This window comes from Xanthobacter variabilis, assembly GCF_043831965.2.
Taxonomy (GTDB): domain Bacteria; phylum Pseudomonadota; class Alphaproteobacteria; order Rhizobiales; family Xanthobacteraceae; genus Xanthobacter.
This window is the reverse complement of the sequence record NZ_CM195533.1, coordinates 349941-365656: the sequence shown is the minus strand read 5'-3', so window position 1 is coordinate 365656 and position 15716 is coordinate 349941. Positions and strand designations below refer to the sequence as shown.

Genomic DNA, 15716 nt, shown 5'->3' with positions numbered 1-15716 from the left:
TCCGTGCCGCCATGCACCGGCTCGCGGGGCGGCGGGGCTTGGGGCATTCGCGCATCGAGAGTCGGTCCCGCGTCACGCTCGGGACAGCCGCTCACGGCTTGCCCGTCTACTGTCGACGGCGTGGTGCCGCGGCGGAGCCTTGCCGCCGCTCACCGGGAATGGCCGGCTCATGAGCAGGCCACAAGGGCCGACACCGTGCGTTTCGGCCCGCTTTCGCGCTTCTGCGGGCCGCCGGGCTTTGCGCGCGATGCCGGTGCTCCCGCCTCGGGAGGGCGGTCGGGTCTGCCCCGCGGCCGCTCTGATGATAGCGGGCCGGCGCGGGTGGGCCAAAGCCGCCGGCTTGGCCTTCGCGCCTTCAGCCTTCGATCGGTGGACGACGGGCTCGCTCCTGGGCTGAGCAAGCTGGGCTAGGGCCCGTGAACCAAGCGCCGCGCGCTGAGGCTGATCGACATTGAAGAGGCAGGGGCTGGCGGGTCTCGTTCCCTCCCCCGTTTGCGGGGAAGGTGAGGGGCAGGACCAGTTGGGCTAGGACAGCGGCGGGGCGCAGAGGCCGGAGAGTCAAGACTTTTGAGATTTGCGAGGCGTTGCCCTGCCCCTCGCTGCCGGGGCGGCTTCCCAATGTTTTGTCCCCACTCCGGCCCTTCCCCGCAAGCGGGAGAGGGGCGGGGCCATGAGGAACAGGGTGGTGAGGGATAAGCCGCGCCCCACGCTCCGAATGTCCATCGACCCTCAGCCTCTGCTGCGCCGGGCTCAAATGTCGAGCCGCATCAGGTCGGGGTCGTAGAGGGCGGCGAGGCGGTTGGCGGCGGTGCGGGCAAGGCGCAGCGTCAGCGCCTTGCGGGTGGCGGCCGGCAGGGGATGGCGCGGGGCCTCGCGCAGCAGCTCGGCGCCGAAGGCATCGGCCACCAGCAGGCCGGCCTCCCCGGGCAGGATCTCGGCGGGGAAATCGAGCGGCACGGCGAACAGCAGGCGATCGCAGAAGGCGCGATATTCCGGCCACTTGCCGTCAGTGCGGAAGTCCTGGACCGACGACTTGATCTCGATGATGGAAATCTCGCCCTTGCCGTCGAGGGCCAGGATGTCCGCGCGCCGGCCGCTCACCAGCGAAAATTCGGTCACCCCCACCACGCCGCGCGCCGCCAGATGCCGCAGCACGCCCCGCTGCACCGTGCGCGCGGTGGGCGACTGGCGCCCATCCTCCCGGGGCTGGGGCGGGTGTTCCATCAGCTTTCCGCCTCCGCCGTCAGCTTCTCGCGGACCACGTTTTCGTCCCTTTGGGCCATGCGGGCCTTGTAGTCCCGCGAGATGGCGGCATTGAGCTCGCCCCCGAACACGAAGATGGAGGCGGTGAGGTACAAAAACACCAGGGCGATCATCACCGAGGCGAGGCCGGCATAGGTGGTGACGTAGTTGGCGGGAAACTCGGCCAGATACATGCCGAAGGCGGAGGCCGCCACCAGCCACAGCACCAGCGTGACCAGGATGCCCGGCGCCACTTCCGCCAGGCTCCGCCGGCCCGCCGGCAGCCACAGATGGGCGACCACCAGCGTCACCACCAGGATGATGGAGGTGGCCGCGAAGCGCGCCAGCGTCACGATGTGGGAGAAGGGCTTCAGCGCCGGAAGGTGGGCCACGGCCGCCTGCCACAGCAGCGGGCCCAGCACCACCAGGAAGGACAGGGCCAGGATTGCGGCGGCGGAGAGCAGCACATAGCCGATGGATTCCAGGCGCAGCCAGTACCAGGCCCGCGCCTCCTTCACCCCATAGGCGCGGTTGAGGCCAATGCGCAGGCTCTCAATTCCGTTGGACGAGAAGTAGATGGCGAGCAGCACACCATAGGTGAGCACGTCCGTGCGCACCTGATCCACCACATTGTAGATCTCGCGGGAGATGGGGTCGGCCACCTGCCGGGGCCAGCTCTCCAGCAGCAGGGGAATGGTCTCCGCCGCCAGCGGGCGCAGGTCCAGGAAGCCGGCCAGAGCCGTCACGAAGATGAGGAACGGGAATAGCGACATGAGGGCGGACAGCGCGATGTGGCTGGAAATGGCCCAGCCATCATCGGTGCTGAAGGTCCACACCGCGTCGAGGCTGATATGGATGATGCGTCGCAGCATGAATGTCCCCGCTGATCCCTCCGAGACATCGGGCTTTCCCTTACGGTTGGCAAGCGCGCGTTCAAGCCTGCCGCACCGCAGCAGGGCGCCGGGTGGACAGGGGCTCGCCTACCCCCTTGAGTTCAGGCGCGCTTTCGTTGATCAGCAGGGGCAATGCCGCCTTCGGTGCGCCGGGCGGGTCATGGCCGCACGCTTTTCCGCGGAGAGTTCCTCGCGATGCCTTCGTTCTCGCTCAAGCGCCTAGGCGAAGTTTTCTCCGGCGGTCATTACACGCTCGGCCTGAAGGCCGCGGTGGCGGCGCTCGTGTCCTACGGCCTGGCTTATGGCCTCAAGCTGCCGAATGGCTATTGGGCGGTGCTCACGGCGGTGCTGGTGGTGCAATCCACCATCGGCGCAAGCCTTTCGGTGGCCATTGATCGCGCCCTCGGCACGGTGGTTGGGGGTGTCGTGGGCGTCGGGGCGGCCATGGTGGCCGGGCCGTCGGCGCTCCTCACCTTCGTGATGCTGGGCATGTCCATCCTGCTCACCAGCACCCTGGCCGCGCGTTTCACCAGCTTCAAGCTGGCACCCGTGACGGCGGTGATCGTGCTGCTGTCCGACCCCACCCATGTGGACCCGTGGATCTCGGGCCTGCACCGGGTGTTCGAGATCGGCATTGGTGGCGTGGTGGGCGTGCTGTGCGCGCTCCTGATCCTGCCGGCGCGGGCGGTGGCCTTCCTGTTTCCCCATTGCGCCACGGCGGTGCGCCTGTGCGCCGAGCTGCTCAGCCTGGGGCGCGACGGGCTGCTGGGGCGCGGCCTCGACGCGGGCCGGATGGATGCCCTCAACTCCAAGGCCCGCAAGGCGTTGCGCGCCGCCGATGCCCGCATTGCCGAGGCCCAGGCCGAGCGGGCCCTTTCGGGGCAGTTGGACCCCAATCCGGTGGTGCGCTCCTGCCGGCGGCTGTGGCACTCGGTCATCATCCTGCTGCGCGGCACCGACACCCCTTTGTCCGAGCGAATCGTAATGCTGCTGGGCCCGGGGCTGGACGGGGCGGTGGCGGGGCTAACCGGCTACATGGAGGCGGTGGCCCTCCTGCTGGACGGCGAGAAAGGGGTGGACCTCTCCGCGGCCGCGGAAGCCGCCCGGGCGGCGGTGGTGGCGCTCGACGGGGAGGTGGAGCGGCTCAACGCCGCCGGCACCTTCGACGATGCCAGCGGAACCGACCTTCGGGCGGTGTTTTCGGCCATCTCCGCCTGCGGCCACATGATGGAGAATCTGGACGAGCTGGTCGCCCGCCTCTCGGAAATGGAGGAGGGCGGGGCGTGAGCGCGGCGGGGTTGCCGTTGCGCGCGTCTGCGTCCATGGCTGTGGCGGCTTAAGTCTGTCGTTGCTTTGGAAGCATTCCGGGGCAAGATACGTTTTCGCGATGCACAAAGGGAGATCATCGTCCATGTCCGCCAGCGCAGCCCTCCGTCCCGTCGATCAGAACCCCATCGACGCGGTCGCCCTCGGCCGAATCGCGACGGCGAGCCTCGAGAAGCTGCTGGCGGAGGCGGCCTCCGCGGTGCGTGCCAAGGTGATCGACGGCCCGAAGATCTCTTCCGCTTTGCTGGAGAAGGAGCAGCGCGCCACTCACGGCCTCGCCTGGCTCGCCACTTATGTCTTCTCCGTGCGCGAGCTCGTGCACTATGCCGACCGGCTCACCGAGATGGGCAAGTTCGGCGAGACCGAGAAGCTGATCGTGCAGATCGGCCTTGGTGAATACATCGCCCAGATCCTGGGCGGCATTCCCATGAGCCAGGGCGAGGTGGTCCGCCTTACGGACCTGTATGTGCCGGTCGAGAGCATTCTGGCCCTCGCCGCCGAGGAGGCCGTCGCCACCCTGGTCGCCAAGGGCAACACCGCCGCCAGCCGCGCAGCGCTCGCCGACATCATCCGCATTGCCCATCCCACCGGCACCATCGGCGAGGCCGGCCTCGACGAGACGCTGGAGGCCATGCGCACGGAGATGCACCGCTTCGTCGAGGCGGAAGTGGCGCCCCACGCCCATGAATGGCACCTGAAGAACGAATACATTCCGCTGGAAATCATCGGCCAGCTCTCGGAAATGGGCGTGTTCGGCCTCACCATTCCGGAGGAGTTCGGCGGCCTGGGCCTGCCCAAGGAGGCCATGTGCGTGGTCACCGAGGAGCTCTCGCGCGGCTATATCGGCGTCGGCTCGCTGGGGACCCGCTCCGAGATCGCGGCCGAGCTGATCCTGGCTGGCGGCACCGACGAGCAGAAGGGCCATTACCTGCCCAAGATCGCCTCGGGCGAGATCCTGCCGACCGCCGTGTTCACCGAGCCCAATACCGGCTCCGACCTCGCTTCGCTGCGCACCCGCGCGGTGAAGGAAGGGGACGTCTACAAGGTGTCCGGCAACAAGACCTGGATCACCCATCCGGTCCGCGCCGACATCATGACGCTGCTGGTGCGCACCAATCCCAACGAGCCGGGCTATAAGGGCCTGTCCATCCTCATCGGCGAGAAGCCGCGCGGCAGTGACGAGAACCCGTTCCCCGCCGAGGGCATGACCGGTGGCGAGATCGAGGTGCTCGGCTATCGCGGCATGAAGGAATACGAGATCGGCTTCGACGGGTTCGAGGTGCCGGCCAAGAACCTGCTGGGCGGGGAAGAGGGCCAGGGCTTCAAGCAGCTGATGACCACCTTTGAGAGCGCCCGCATCCAGACCGCCGCCCGCGCCGTGGGCGTGGCCCAGGCGGCCATGGAAGTGGGCCTCAAATACGCCGAGGAGCGCATTCAGTTCGGCAAGCCCCTGTTCGCCTTCCCGCGTGTGGCCGACAAGATCGTGATGATGGCGGTGGAAACCATGATCGCCCGCCAGATCACCTATTTCGCCGCGCGCGCCAAGGATGAGGGGCGCCGCACGGACCTGGAAGCCGGCATGGCCAAGCTCCTGGGCGCCCGCGTCGCCTGGGCGGCGGCGGACAATGCGCTGCAGATCCACGGCGGCAACGGCTTTGCGCTGGAATATCCGGTGTCTCGCATTCTGTGCGACGCGCGCATTCTCAACATCTTCGAAGGCGCGGCCGAGATCCAGGCCCAGGTTATCGCCCGTCGCGTGCTCGACGGCGGTAATTGATCTCGCCGGCTCCGGCCGGGGCCGCGCCTTGGGATGTCACAAAGTGAAAACGGCCCGCGAGCCTGGCTCGCGGGCCGTTTTCATGTCTGCCTTCAGCGCATTGCCGGGCCTTTGGGGGAGGGGCGTGCAGCGGCGTCAGGGCAGGGGGGCGCCGTGATGGCCCCGCCCTCAGCCGGCGACAGGCTGCAATGCGTCATGGGCCAGGGAGGGGAGGTCGAGCAGCACCGGTTGGTGGCCGGTCAGCGCGAAAAAGCTGCGCAGCGCCTGCGGGGTGAGGACGGTGGTGCGGGTATTGGTGAGCGGATGGCAGCCGACCGCCTCGGCGCGCAGCAAGGCGCTGTCGATGGCGAATGTCACGCGGTGGTCCGGATCGTTCGCCAGCGCCAGCAGGGTCACGGATCCCGGCAGCACGCCCAGATATTCGAACAGCGCTTCGGGCGTGCCGAAGGAGAGCGAGCCCCGCGCGCCCAGCGGCGCCCGCAGGCTCTTCAGGTTCACCTCGGCATCGGCGGCGGCGGTGACCAGGAAATAGTTCTTCTTGGCATCGCGCAGGAACAGATTCTTGGTGTGGGCGCCGGGCACGCTGCCGCGCAGCGCCTTGGATTCCGCCACCGTGCGCAGCGGGGGATGGGAGAAGGTCTCAGCCGGAATGGCCTGGGCGTCGAGCAGCGCCAGCAAGGCGTCGGGCGTTAATGGCATAAGGCGGTTTCCGTCGCGCGTGGGGCGCAGGAAGGTTGTTCCGCCCATGCTTAGTACAATCAGGATCGGCCGGCGACTGGGAGTTGAGGCGCGGGGCCGGCCGCACGACGGCGGCGCGGCACACGGCAACAGAATTCGTGCCGAACGCCGGTTGTTGCGCGGCGGGGGCTGGCTTGTCCTTCGCGCCGTCCGCGAGGATCCGCTGCCTTCGCCCCTCCGGCGCGAGATCATGCCCCTTGCGGGTGGGGACGTCGGCCGCGTGCGGGATTGGCGCAGGGCCCCGTGGGCCGGCGGGAGTTTCGGGCGGACGCTGCACGGGAAGCCTTGGGCCGCCCCGTGCAGCGTCTGCGTTGTCAGCGCAGCTTGGCGAGGCAGGCGCCGGCGGCCTCGGCCGCGCCACGGGCGGAGCCCATGGGAACGGCGCCGCTGCCCACCAGCGACTTGGTGACAGTGGTCACGAGCCCGCGCAGGTCGGAGGTGGAAGCCGCCTGCGGCGCGGCCGCCGCGTAGATGGCCTGGCCGTTGGCATCGAGGCCGGCGGCGCACTTGTCCGCGGAAGCCTGATCGGCCAGAGCGGGGGCGGACAGGGCACCAAGTGCGGCGCAGGCGAGAAGCAGCTTCTTCATGTCAGGGGGTCTCCATCACGGCAGTGAAGGTTCAAGAATCAGAAAAGGCGGGTGTCGCACGCCGGCGGCCGGTGCGCGCAAGCTTCCGCGCGGCCTGCGACAGTCTTGCGAAGGCCGGGTTTGTGAAGGCTGTGGAGCCGCGCGGCAGGGCGAGGGACGAATGCGCGACTGAGATCACAGGCGTTCGTGGTCAGCGCACGCCAATGCGGTTCACGGGGCCGCCGGCATTGGCCGGAGCAACGCCCGGTCCCGGAGCAACTCCGACGCCCGGCGCGCCGACACCGACGCCAGGCGTGACGCCGACACCGGGCGCGCCCGCGCCGGGAACGCAGCCGACGGGGTAGCCGGGTCGGGTGCAGTGCACGGCCGCGCGGGCGGCGGGAGCCGTCGGGCGAGCCACGCAACCTTTTGGAACACCAACAGATTTGCAGTAGACCACTGCAGAGGCCGGGGAGACGAAGGCGGCGGCGCTCAGGGTGGCGGCCGCCATGGCGATCAAGGCGAAGCGGGACATGATTTACCTCACGGAGGGTCCGGCCGAGCTAAGGGCTAGGACGGCTTTTTGCCCCGCTCAATGCCGAAAGTTGGCCTCTTTCTACTTCCCGTATCTCCCGCGCGGCGACAAAAGCCGATAGGCTCCTGTTCGCGAGGCGGTCAGGGTCTACCGTTCGGGGGCGAGCGTGAGTGGGGCGTACGATACGGCGGCGCAGGCCCGTGGGGTCTGCGAATGGCTTGCCGATGCGGCGGGCGTGGAGGCGCGGAAATGGGTGCGGACCCACCCGGCCTTTCCCGCAGCGATGGATGAAAGTGCCGCCTCCATGGTCGGCCTCTATAGCGGCAACCGCCTGCTCAACCGGGTGTTGAATGATCGCGGCCGCCTTCTCTTCGGTTTTCTTGCGCTGTACCTGCATGCGCTGCCCGAGGCGCGCGGTGGCGGCCTGACGGTGAGCCACATGGCGGCGCTGGCGGCCGAAACCGGCGTGTGCAGCCGGGGCCGGGCCAAGGCCATGCTGGCGCTGCTGCGGTGGGGCGGCTATCTGGCCCCCGCCGAACATGGCGGCGACCGGCGCGTGAAGCCCCTGGAGCCCACGCCGCGCATGGTGAGCCTGCAGCTCCAGCGCTGGCAGATCCAATATCGCTTGCTCTCCACCCTCGACCCCAAGCTTGGGGAGCTGGAGACCGCCCTTCTGGATCGCGCGGTGTTCGATGCGGTGGCCATTGCGCTGGGCGACGGCTTTCGCGCCGGCTACCGGGTTCTGGACGATGCTCCCTCGATCGCCGAGCTGGCCGACCGGGACAGCGGGATCATGATCCTGATGGCGCTGCATGTGGCTGCCGTGGCCGGCGAGGCTTCCCCCTCCATCGCCGAGCTGGCGCGGCGCTTTCATGTCTCCCGCGCCCACGTGCTGCAACTGTTGAAGGACGCGCAGGCCGGCGGGCTTTTGTCCCGCGATGCGGAAGCCGGGGCGGGGCGGCTGACCGAGCGCGGACAAGAGGCGCTCGCCGATTTCTTTGCCAGCTCCTTCGCCTTTCTGCGCGGCAGCGCCCATCTGGCGTTGGAGAGGACGGCGGCGGCCAAAGCGGCAGCCGGCATCGCCGGCTGAGCAGGCCGGCTCTTTCGCTGACGCGAAATTTCCGAAACACTAGGGTCGGGCTCTCAAGCGTTTCCGAACCTCGCGGGGGCGAGTCGGAAAAGCACCAATCAAGGCCGGGAATGGGTTTGCGCCGCCACGAAGCGCGATTCCTCCGGGCTCGGGACGGGGCGCAGCATGACGCGCGGGATGATGCCGGTGGATCTGGGACTGGAGAGCGCGGAGGGGCCGGACACCCTGGAGGATCTGCCGCTGAAGGCGGATATCCGGCGGCTGGGTCGCATTCTCGGCGACACGGTCCGCATCCAGGAGGGTGAGGAGGTGTTCGACCTGGTGGAGCGCATCCGCCAGACCTCCCTGCGCTTCCATCGCGGCGGCGAGGAGGAGGCGCGCCAGGAACTGGCGGCCCTGCTGCCGCGCCTGTCACCCGAGCGGGCCGTGGAGATCATCCGCGCCTTCTCTTATTTCTCCCATCTCGCAAATATCGCCGAGGACCAGCACCACATTCGCCGCGGCCGCGAGGCGGCCATGACCGCGGCGCCGCCGGCCAGCGGCAGCCTGGCGCGCTCGTTCGCCCTGGCGCGCGAGCAGGGGGTGGACACGGCGGCGCTGGCGGCCTTCTTCCGGGGCGCCAAGATCAGCCCCGTGCTCACCGCCCATCCCACGGAGGTGCGGCGCAAGAGCACCCTGAACCGCGAGATGGAGATTGCCGAGCTGCTGGACCGGGGCGAGCGCATGGCCCTTACCCCCCAGGAGCGGGTCGAGGGCGAGGAGGCGCTGCGCCGGGCCGTGCTGACCCTGTGGCAGACGGCGCTGCTGCGGCGCATCAAGCTCACCGTCCTGGACGAGGTGACGAACGGCCTCTCTTATTACGATTACACCTTCCTTGATCAGCTGCCCCGCCTGCACTGCGCCATTGAGGACGCCTTGACCAAGGGGCAGGAGGCGGAGGGATCGGACGCACCCGAGCTGGAGCTGCCGCCCTTCCTGAGGGTGGGCAGCTGGATCGGCGGCGATCGCGACGGCAACCCTTTCGTCACCGCCGATGTGCTGCGAAACACGATGCGCCTGCACCGCGCGCGCATTTTTGCCCATTATGCCGCCGAGCTGGCCGCCCTCGGGCTGGAATTGTCCCTGTCGGGACGGCAGGTGCGCACCTCGCCGGAGCTGCAAGCCCTGGTCGCCCGCTCCACGGACCCGGTGCCGGGCCATCGGGGCGAGCCCTACCGGCTGGCGGTGGCCTATATCCTGGCGCGGGTGGAGGCCACGGCGAGCCATCTCGCCGGCGGGCCGGCGGAGGTGGAGCCCTATGCCGGCGCCGAGGGGCTGAAGGCGGATCTCGATACCATCCATCTCTCTCTGTGCGCCAACGGCTCGCGCATCCTGGCGCGGGGCCGGCTGCGGCGCCTGCGGCGGGCGGTGGACTGCTTCGGCTTCCACCTCGCCTGCCTGGACCTCCGGCAGAATTCCGACGTGCACGAGCGCACCGTGGCGGAATTGTTCGAGAAGGTGGTGCCGGGCACCTCCTACGCCAGCTTGAGCGAGGAGGCGCGGGTCGATCTGCTGGTGCGCGAGCTGGGCACGGCGCGGCTTCTGTCCTCGCCGTTCGTGGCCTATTCGGACGAGACCCGCTCGGAGCTGGCGATCTTCCGCGAGGCGGCGGCCGCCCATCGGGAGCTGGGGCCGCTCTCCATCCCCAATTCCATCATCTCCAAGGCCGAGAGTGTTTCTGACCTGCTGGAGGTGGCGCTGCTGCTGAAGGAGGTGGGGCTCGTTTCCGCCGAAGGGACGAGCGCGGTCAACATCATTCCCCTGTTCGAGACCATCGACGACCTGAAGGCCTGCGGTGCCGTCATGGAGCGCGCCTTCTCGCTGCCCGCTTATGCCCGCCTGGTGGCGAGCCGCAGCGGCGAGCAGGAGGTGATGCTGGGCTATTCCGACAGCAACAAGGATGGCGGCTTCGTCACCTCCGGCTGGGAGCTCTACAAGGCGGAGATCGGCCTCATCGAGGTGGCGCGCGCCCATTCGGTGCGGCTGCGCCTGTTCCATGGCCGCGGTGGCTCGGTGGGCCGCGGCGGCGGGCCGAGCTATGACGCCATCCTCGCCCAGCCGGGTGGGGCGGTGAACGGTCAGATCCGCATCACCGAGCAGGGGGAGATCATCTCCTCCAAATATTCAAATCCCGACGTGGGCCGGCGCAACCTGGAAATCCTGGTGGCGGGCACCCTGGAAGCTTCGCTGCTGCAGCCGCAGGAGAGCGCCCCGCGCCCTGAATTCCTGAGCGCCATGGAGGCAATCTCCGGCGATGCCTTCAAGGCCTATCGAAACCTGGTCTACGAGACCGAGGGCTTCGAGGATTACTTCTGGTCGTCCACGGTGATTTCCGAGATCGCCACCCTGAACATCGGCTCGCGCCCGGCCTCGCGGGCAAAGACGCGGTCCATCGCCTCGCTCCGGGCCATTCCGTGGGTGTTCTCCTGGGCCCAGTGCCGGCTGATGCTGCCGGGCTGGTACGGCTTCGGCACGGCGGTGGAAGCCTTCATCGGCCGGCGCGCCGACTACGGCATGTCGCTGCTCCAGGCCATGTACCGGGAATGGCCCTTTTTCCGCACCCAGCTTTCCAACATGGACATGGTGCTGGCGAAAAGCTCGCTGGCGGTGGCCTCGCGCTATGCGGAGCTGGTGCCGGACGAGAGCCTGCGGGCGGAGATCTTCGGCCGCATCCGCGCCGAGCATGAGCGCACCGTCGCCCATCTCAACATCATCATGGAGCAGTCGCGGCCGCTGGAGGGTAATCCCGCCCTCGACCGCTCCATCCGCGCGCGCTTTCCCTATCTCGATCCGCTGAATCACTTGCAGATCGAGTTCCTGAAGCTGCACCGCCAGCAGGGCGCGGCCCCCGCCGAGGGGGCGGACGCGGCGGCGCGGGAGGAGGTGCTGCACGGCATCCAGCTCTCCATCAACGGCATCTCCGCCGGCCTGCGCAATTCAGGCTGACGGCGGAGCATCGTCGGCCTCAGGCGAGGCCGACGATGTGTCCGATGAAGGGGAGCTGGCGGAAGGCATGGGCGACATCCATGCCGTAGCCGACCACGAACAGGTCCGGGCACACGAAGCCGACGAAATCGGGATGCACCTGCACCGCCCGCTTTCCCGGCTTCTCCAGCAGCACGCACACCAGCACCCGCCGGGCGCCGCGCGCCATCAGCAGGTCCTTGGCAAAGGCCAGGGTGCGGCCGGATTCCAGGATGTCGTCGATGAGCAGCACGTCCCGCCCGCGCACGTCGGAGTGCACGTCGGACAGGATGTCCACCTGGCCACAGGAGACGGTGGCCTCGCGATAGGACGAGAGCTGCATGAACTCCACCTCCGGCGTCAGCCCCGAGGCATGCAGGGCGCGCAGGAGATCGGCGGAGAACATGAAGGCGCCGTTCATCACGACGACGGCCAGCATGTTGTGGGGTTCCGCCGCCACGATTTCGTCCGCCACGCCGCGGACGCGGGCGGCGATGCGGTTCTCGTCGAACAGAATGGAAATATTCGGCAGGGGCATGGGTCCTCGCTCAACTCGGCCGAGCATGGACCGGATGGCGGCAGGCGTCCAGAGCGCGGCCGGGCCCGCGCCGAGGTGGGCGGGGCGGCCGGCTTCGTTTATGTTGGCGGATCAACACAACGGACGATTCGGAGGAAGGGTGGAACATCTGGTCCGATTCGAGAATGTCGGTCTGCGATATGGAATGGGGCAGGAAGTGCTGAAGGACGTGTCCTTCGGCATCGCGCCCAGTTCGTTCCAGTTCCTCACCGGCCCCTCGGGCGCGGGCAAGACCACCCTCATGCGCCTGCTCTTCCTCTCGCTGAAGCCCACGCGCGGGCTCATCACCCTGTTCGGGCGGGACGTGTCGTCCCTCGATCCGGACGAGGTGGCGGTGCTGCGCCGGCGCATCGGCATTGTGTTCCAGGATTTCCGCCTGCTCGACCACCTCACCACCTATGAGAATGTGGCGCTGCCGCTGCGCGTGCTCGGCCGCGACGAGGCGAGCTATCGCGGCGAGGTGACCGAACTGCTGGGCTGGGTGGGCCTGGGCGACCGCATGGACGTGCTGCCCCCCGTGCTCTCGGGCGGTGAGAAGCAGCGCGCCGCCATCGCCCGCGCCCTCATCGGCCGGCCGGAATTCCTGCTGGCGGACGAGCCCACCGGCAATGTGGACCCCACTCTGGCGCGGCGCCTGCTGCGCCTGTTCATCGAGCTCAACCGCACCGGGACCTCGGTCCTGCTGGCTACCCACGACATCGCGCTCATGGACCAGTATGATGCCCGGCGTCTCGTGATCGCGGACGGTCGCCTCTATGTCTACGACTGAAACCGCCCCCCTCGCCACCAAGGGCGCGGCCGCCCCGGAAGAGGCAGTGCGCCCCGCGAAGGCGCGCGCCCAGACCTCCATCGTTCCGCGCTCCACCATCGCCGGGCACACTCTGGTGGCGGTGGTGGCCATCATGACCTTCCTCGCGTCCCTCACGGTGGGGGCGGTGATGGCGGTGCGCACCACCGCCGGCCAGTGGCGCGCCGACGTGACGCGCGAGGTGACCATTCAGATCCGCGCCGGCGAGCCCGCTGCGACCGACGCCCAGGTGCAGCTGGCGGCCGAGATCGCCCGCGCCACTCCCGGCATCGCCGAAACCCACATTCTTTCGGCCGAGGAAACCGGGCGGCTGCTGGAGCCCTGGCTGGGCTCGGGGCTGGACCTGGGCGACCTGCCGGTGCCGCGCGTGGTGGTGCTGAAGCTCGACGGCTCGACACCGGTGGATTTCGCCAAGCTGCGGCGCACCCTGAGCGACCGCATCCCCACCGCCTCGCTGGACGATCACCGCCTGTGGTCGCAGCGCCTGGGTGCCATGGCGGAAGGGGTGATGATCGCCGGCGTGGTGCTGCTGGCCCTGGTGGGGCTCGCCACGGTACTGTCGGTGGTGTTCGCCACCCGCGCGGCGGTAGCCACCAACCGGGCGGTGGTGGAGGTGCTGCACTTCGTGGGCGCCCGCGACGGTTTCATCGCCGCCCAGTTCCAGCGCCACTTTTTGAAGATCGGCGCCGAGGGCGGGCTGCTGGGCGGCTGCGCCGCGGCAGCGGTGTTCGGCGCCATCATCGCCCTGCCGCGCTTTTCCGTGGTGGGGGATCCGGAGGACCCGACCTTCCTCGCCTGGCTCAATCCCGGCATCTGGGGCTTTGTGGGCATTGCCTGCGCAGTGGCGGTGGTGGCATTCGCCACCGCCCTCACCTCGCGCGTCACCGTTTACCGAACCTTGAGGACGATACAGTGAAATCCATGGCCGTTCAGGGCCGTGGCGGAGGCACCTCGGGTCTGCCGCATTCGGCCCGCAAGGTTGCGAGTATGAGCACGACGACTGAAATGCCGCCCATGCTGGCGGGCTCCGTGGCCCGCGCCCCGCGCCGCGAGCGGCCGGGGGACGCCGCCGATCGGCCCGACGCGCCCGTCAACGCTTTGCCGCACCGCGCGCCCACGTGGCGCCGCACGCTGTTGCGGCGGCTGGTGAAGGGCACGGTGCTGCTGGTGGGGCTGGCGGTGCTCGCGGTCCTGGCCGGTTTCCTCGGCTTCCTCACCCAGATCGCCGCCCGCGAGCCGGTGCAGGTGAAGTCGGCCGATGCCATCGTGGTGCTGACTGGCGGGGCCTCGCGCATCGCCGATGCGGTGAGCCTGCTGGCCGAGGGGCGGGGCAAGCGCCTGCTCATCACCGGCGTCAATCCGGTGACCTCACCGGGCGAGCTCGGTCGCACGCTGCCCGGCGGGCAGGCCCTCATTTCCTGCTGCGTGGACCTTGGCCACAAGGCGCTGAACACGCGCGGCAACGCCATCGAGGCGGCGGAGTGGACCCGCAGCCAGAATTTCCGCTCGCTGGTGGTGGTCACTTCGGCCTGGCACATGCCGCGGGCCCTGGTGGAGCTCAATCACTCCCTGCCCGATGTGGAGCTGGTGGCCTATCCGGTGGTGACCTCCCGCATGGAGACGGAACAGTGGTGGCGCGATCCGGCGACGGTGAAGCTGCTGTTCAAGGAATATCTGAAGTACATGATGGCGAAGGCGCAGATCCGCCCGGTGCAGGCCGTGGCCCAGGCCGACCCCCAGCACCCGCGCATCCGCGCCGAGGCCCTTGCCACCCCCTGATGCATGCCACCCCTGATGCAAGGGGCGAGAGGGAGCTTTCCGAAGTGGTGACGGCGCTGCGTTCGCTGGTATTCCTGGCCGCATTCTATGCGGTGACGACCATCTATGTGGTGGCTTTCCTGCCGCTGCTGCTGCTGCCTCGCAAGGTGCACTGGAAATATGCGGTGCTGGGCTGGTCGAAGACCAACAGCGCCCTGCTGCGGCTCATCTGCGGCGTCCGGGTGGAGATTGCGGGCCGCGAGAACATTCCGGCGGGCCCCCTGCTGATCGCCGCCAAGCACCAGTCGGCCTGGGAAACGCTGGCCCTGCTGCCGCTGTTTTCCGACGCCGCCTTCGTGCTCAAGAAGGAATTGACCCTCATCCCCTTGCTGGGCTGGCACCTGAAGAAGGCGCGGATGATCCCGGTGGACCGTAGCGCCGGCATGAGCGCGCTGAAGGCCATGACCCGCATCGCTCGCGCCGAGGTCGAGGATGGCCGCCAGATCCTGATCTTTCCCGAGGGAACCCGCCGGCCGCCAGGTGCGCCGCCGGACTACAAGTTCGGCGTCGCACACCTTTATGGCGCGCTGGGCGTGCCCTGCCTGCCGGTGGCGCTCAATTCCGGCCTCTATTGGCCACGCCGCGCGTTCATCAAGCGCGCGGGCACCATCCGGGTCGATATCCTGCCGCCGATCGCGCCGGGGCTCGGCCGCGCCGCCTTCATGGCGCGGCTCGAAAGCGATATCGAAACCGCCAGCACCCGCCTGCTCGAAGAGGGCCTGAGGGAGCTGGGCGAGAGGGCGCCCCCGGAACTCCTGCGGGAGGCCGCGTCGTCCCCGTTGTCCACTACTGTGGAAAACTCTTGATCGGGATTCTTGGGTGTTCTAGTTTCGTTCCCATGAACGCGACTGATTCGCTCCTCATTCCCTTGACCGACGCCGGCTGCCTCACCGGTTTGAAGCACGGCGCGCTCGGAGCGCGCTACCGCTTCTGGCGCGATGGAGACGGCGTGCGGCATGTGTTTTCGGTCTATCCGGCCGACGAGGCGCCCGATTATCCGGATGCCCTTGCCATCGTCGCCCGCCGCACGCCCGCCGGCTCCATGGCCATGTGGGTGGGGCGCAGCGGCGAGGATGCGCGGCGCATGGCGCAGCGGCTCGAGGCTGACGAAATCCACATCCATGTGCTCGGGGAGAATGCCCCTCCGGGGCTCGTTCGGCTGCTGACCGGTCCTCTGCCCGCCTGCCGCGCGCTGGAAGCTCGGACCCCGCGCTTGCCCATGGTGGTGCGCGGCGCCGAACTCGCTAGCCGCCACGCCGCCTGAGCGGACCTTCCCATTCCGCGCGGGGGAATCGGCATCCGCGCCTTCGCCCGCAGGCCCGCTTAGGGTGTGCCTGTAGGCA

General features: G+C 68.8%; 15 protein-coding genes. 9 read left to right on the top strand and 6 right to left on the bottom strand.

Annotated features, from left to right (window positions below; all coding sequences use genetic code 11):
* Positions 1–750 precede the first annotated feature (750 nt).
* Positions 751–1224 (bottom strand): MmcB family DNA repair protein, encoded by a 474-nt coding sequence (locus V5F26_RS01595; RefSeq protein ID WP_394055964.1) that lies wholly within the window; start codon positions 1222–1224, stop codon positions 751–753.
* Positions 1224–2114 (bottom strand): YihY/virulence factor BrkB family protein, encoded by an 891-nt coding sequence (locus V5F26_RS01590; protein WP_234051110.1) that lies wholly within the window; start codon positions 2112–2114, stop codon positions 1224–1226. Before V5F26_RS01590 ends, V5F26_RS01595 begins: the two co-directional genes overlap by 1 nt.
* A 216-nt stretch (positions 2115–2330) precedes the next feature.
* Between V5F26_RS01590 and V5F26_RS01585 the strand changes: the two genes are divergently transcribed.
* Positions 2331–3422, top strand: a complete 1092-nt coding sequence (locus V5F26_RS01585; protein ID WP_394946764.1) for an FUSC family protein — start codon at positions 2331–2333, stop codon at positions 3420–3422.
* A gap of 124 nt (positions 3423–3546) precedes the next feature.
* Positions 3547–5238 carry an acyl-CoA dehydrogenase family protein gene (locus V5F26_RS01580; protein WP_394055967.1) on the top strand — a complete coding sequence of 564 codons (1692 nt, stop codon included), beginning with the start codon at positions 3547–3549 and terminating at the stop codon, positions 5236–5238.
* A gap of 168 nt (positions 5239–5406) precedes the next feature.
* Here the strand turns inward: V5F26_RS01580 and V5F26_RS01575 are convergent, their stop codons facing one another.
* The 3 genes from V5F26_RS01575 to V5F26_RS01565 all read right to left on the bottom strand — a co-directional run bounded on the left by V5F26_RS01575 (position 5407) and on the right by V5F26_RS01565 (position 7077).
* Positions 5407–5937 carry a prolyl-tRNA synthetase associated domain-containing protein gene (locus V5F26_RS01575; protein WP_234051107.1) on the bottom strand — a complete coding sequence of 177 codons (531 nt, stop codon included), beginning with the start codon at positions 5935–5937 and terminating at the stop codon, positions 5407–5409.
* Positions 5938–6290: 353 nt separating this feature from the next.
* On the bottom strand, positions 6291–6563 hold the full coding sequence (locus V5F26_RS01570) for a hypothetical protein (RefSeq protein WP_394055970.1): 273 nt from the start codon (positions 6561–6563) through the stop codon (positions 6291–6293).
* A 190-nt stretch (positions 6564–6753) separates the two neighbouring features.
* Entirely contained in the window at positions 6754–7077 is a 324-nt protein-coding gene (locus tag V5F26_RS01565; protein WP_234055150.1) for a hypothetical protein, read from the bottom strand.
* A 166-nt stretch (positions 7078–7243) separates the two neighbouring features.
* Between V5F26_RS01565 and V5F26_RS01560 the strand changes: the two genes are divergently transcribed.
* Together V5F26_RS01560 and ppc are read left to right on the top strand one after the other, a co-directional pair.
* A complete protein-coding gene (locus V5F26_RS01560; RefSeq protein ID WP_394946763.1) occupies positions 7244–8167 on the top strand; it encodes a hypothetical protein in 924 nt (307 codons plus the stop codon).
* A 165-nt stretch (positions 8168–8332) separates the two neighbouring features.
* Complete coding sequence (ppc, locus tag V5F26_RS01555) at positions 8333–11152, top strand: phosphoenolpyruvate carboxylase (RefSeq protein ID WP_394055973.1); 2820 nt, start codon at positions 8333–8335, stop codon at positions 11150–11152.
* Positions 11153–11171: 19 nt separating this feature from the next.
* Here ppc and hpt read toward each other — a convergent pair whose 3' ends face one another.
* Entirely contained in the window at positions 11172–11708 is a 537-nt protein-coding gene (gene hpt / locus V5F26_RS01550) for a hypoxanthine phosphoribosyltransferase (RefSeq protein WP_234051104.1), read from the bottom strand.
* Between the two features lie 148 nt (positions 11709–11856).
* On the opposite strand from hpt, the gene ftsE reads away from it, so the two are divergent.
* The 5 genes from ftsE (at position 11857) to V5F26_RS01525 (ending at position 15637) form a co-directional block, all read left to right on the top strand.
* Positions 11857–12516 carry a cell division ATP-binding protein FtsE gene (ftsE, locus tag V5F26_RS01545; protein WP_234051315.1) on the top strand — a complete coding sequence of 220 codons (660 nt, stop codon included), beginning with the start codon at positions 11857–11859 and terminating at the stop codon, positions 12514–12516.
* A complete protein-coding gene (locus V5F26_RS01540) occupies positions 12503–13471 on the top strand; it encodes a cell division protein FtsX (protein ID WP_394946762.1) in 969 nt (322 codons plus the stop codon). Before ftsE ends, V5F26_RS01540 begins: the two co-directional genes overlap by 14 nt.
* A 71-nt stretch (positions 13472–13542) precedes the next feature.
* Complete coding sequence (locus tag V5F26_RS01535; protein WP_394055974.1) at positions 13543–14334, top strand: YdcF family protein; 792 nt, start codon at positions 13543–13545, stop codon at positions 14332–14334.
* Positions 14335–14381: 47 nt separating this feature from the next.
* The gene (locus V5F26_RS01530) at positions 14382–15179 is read left to right on the top strand and encodes a lysophospholipid acyltransferase family protein (RefSeq protein ID WP_234051314.1); all 798 of its coding nucleotides are present in this window, start codon (positions 14382–14384) and stop codon (positions 15177–15179) included.
* Between the two features lie 32 nt (positions 15180–15211).
* Complete coding sequence (locus V5F26_RS01525) at positions 15212–15637, top strand: hypothetical protein (protein WP_394946761.1); 426 nt, start codon at positions 15212–15214, stop codon at positions 15635–15637.
* The last annotated feature ends 79 nt before the right edge of the window (positions 15638–15716 follow it).

What these genes read in the sequence shown, in the direction of transcription:
- V5F26_RS01540 (WP_394946762.1), top strand. Translation starts at nt 12,503, where the DNA reads ATGTCTACGACTGAAACCGCCCCCCTCGCCACCAAGGGCGCGGCCGCC.
- V5F26_RS01585 (WP_394946764.1), top strand. Translation starts at nt 2,331, where the DNA reads ATGCCTTCGTTCTCGCTCAAGCGCCTAGGCGAAGTTTTCTCCGGCGGT.
- V5F26_RS01595 (WP_394055964.1), bottom strand. Translation starts at nt 1,224, where the DNA reads ATGGAACACCCGCCCCAGCCCCGGGAGGATGGGCGCCAGTCGCCCACC.
- V5F26_RS01565 (WP_234055150.1), bottom strand. Translation starts at nt 7,077, where the DNA reads ATGTCCCGCTTCGCCTTGATCGCCATGGCGGCCGCCACCCTGAGCGCC.
- hpt (WP_234051104.1), bottom strand. Translation starts at nt 11,708, where the DNA reads ATGCCCCTGCCGAATATTTCCATTCTGTTCGACGAGAACCGCATCGCC.
- ppc (WP_394055973.1), top strand. Translation starts at nt 8,333, where the DNA reads ATGACGCGCGGGATGATGCCGGTGGATCTGGGACTGGAGAGCGCGGAG.
- V5F26_RS01590 (WP_234051110.1), bottom strand. Translation starts at nt 2,114, where the DNA reads ATGCTGCGACGCATCATCCATATCAGCCTCGACGCGGTGTGGACCTTC.
- V5F26_RS01535 (WP_394055974.1), top strand. Translation starts at nt 13,543, where the DNA reads ATGAGCACGACGACTGAAATGCCGCCCATGCTGGCGGGCTCCGTGGCC.
- V5F26_RS01570 (WP_394055970.1), bottom strand. Translation starts at nt 6,563, where the DNA reads ATGAAGAAGCTGCTTCTCGCCTGCGCCGCACTTGGTGCCCTGTCCGCC.
- V5F26_RS01580 (WP_394055967.1), top strand. Translation starts at nt 3,547, where the DNA reads ATGTCCGCCAGCGCAGCCCTCCGTCCCGTCGATCAGAACCCCATCGAC.
- V5F26_RS01525 (WP_394946761.1), top strand. Translation starts at nt 15,212, where the DNA reads ATGAACGCGACTGATTCGCTCCTCATTCCCTTGACCGACGCCGGCTGC.
- V5F26_RS01575 (WP_234051107.1), bottom strand. Translation starts at nt 5,937, where the DNA reads ATGCCATTAACGCCCGACGCCTTGCTGGCGCTGCTCGACGCCCAGGCC.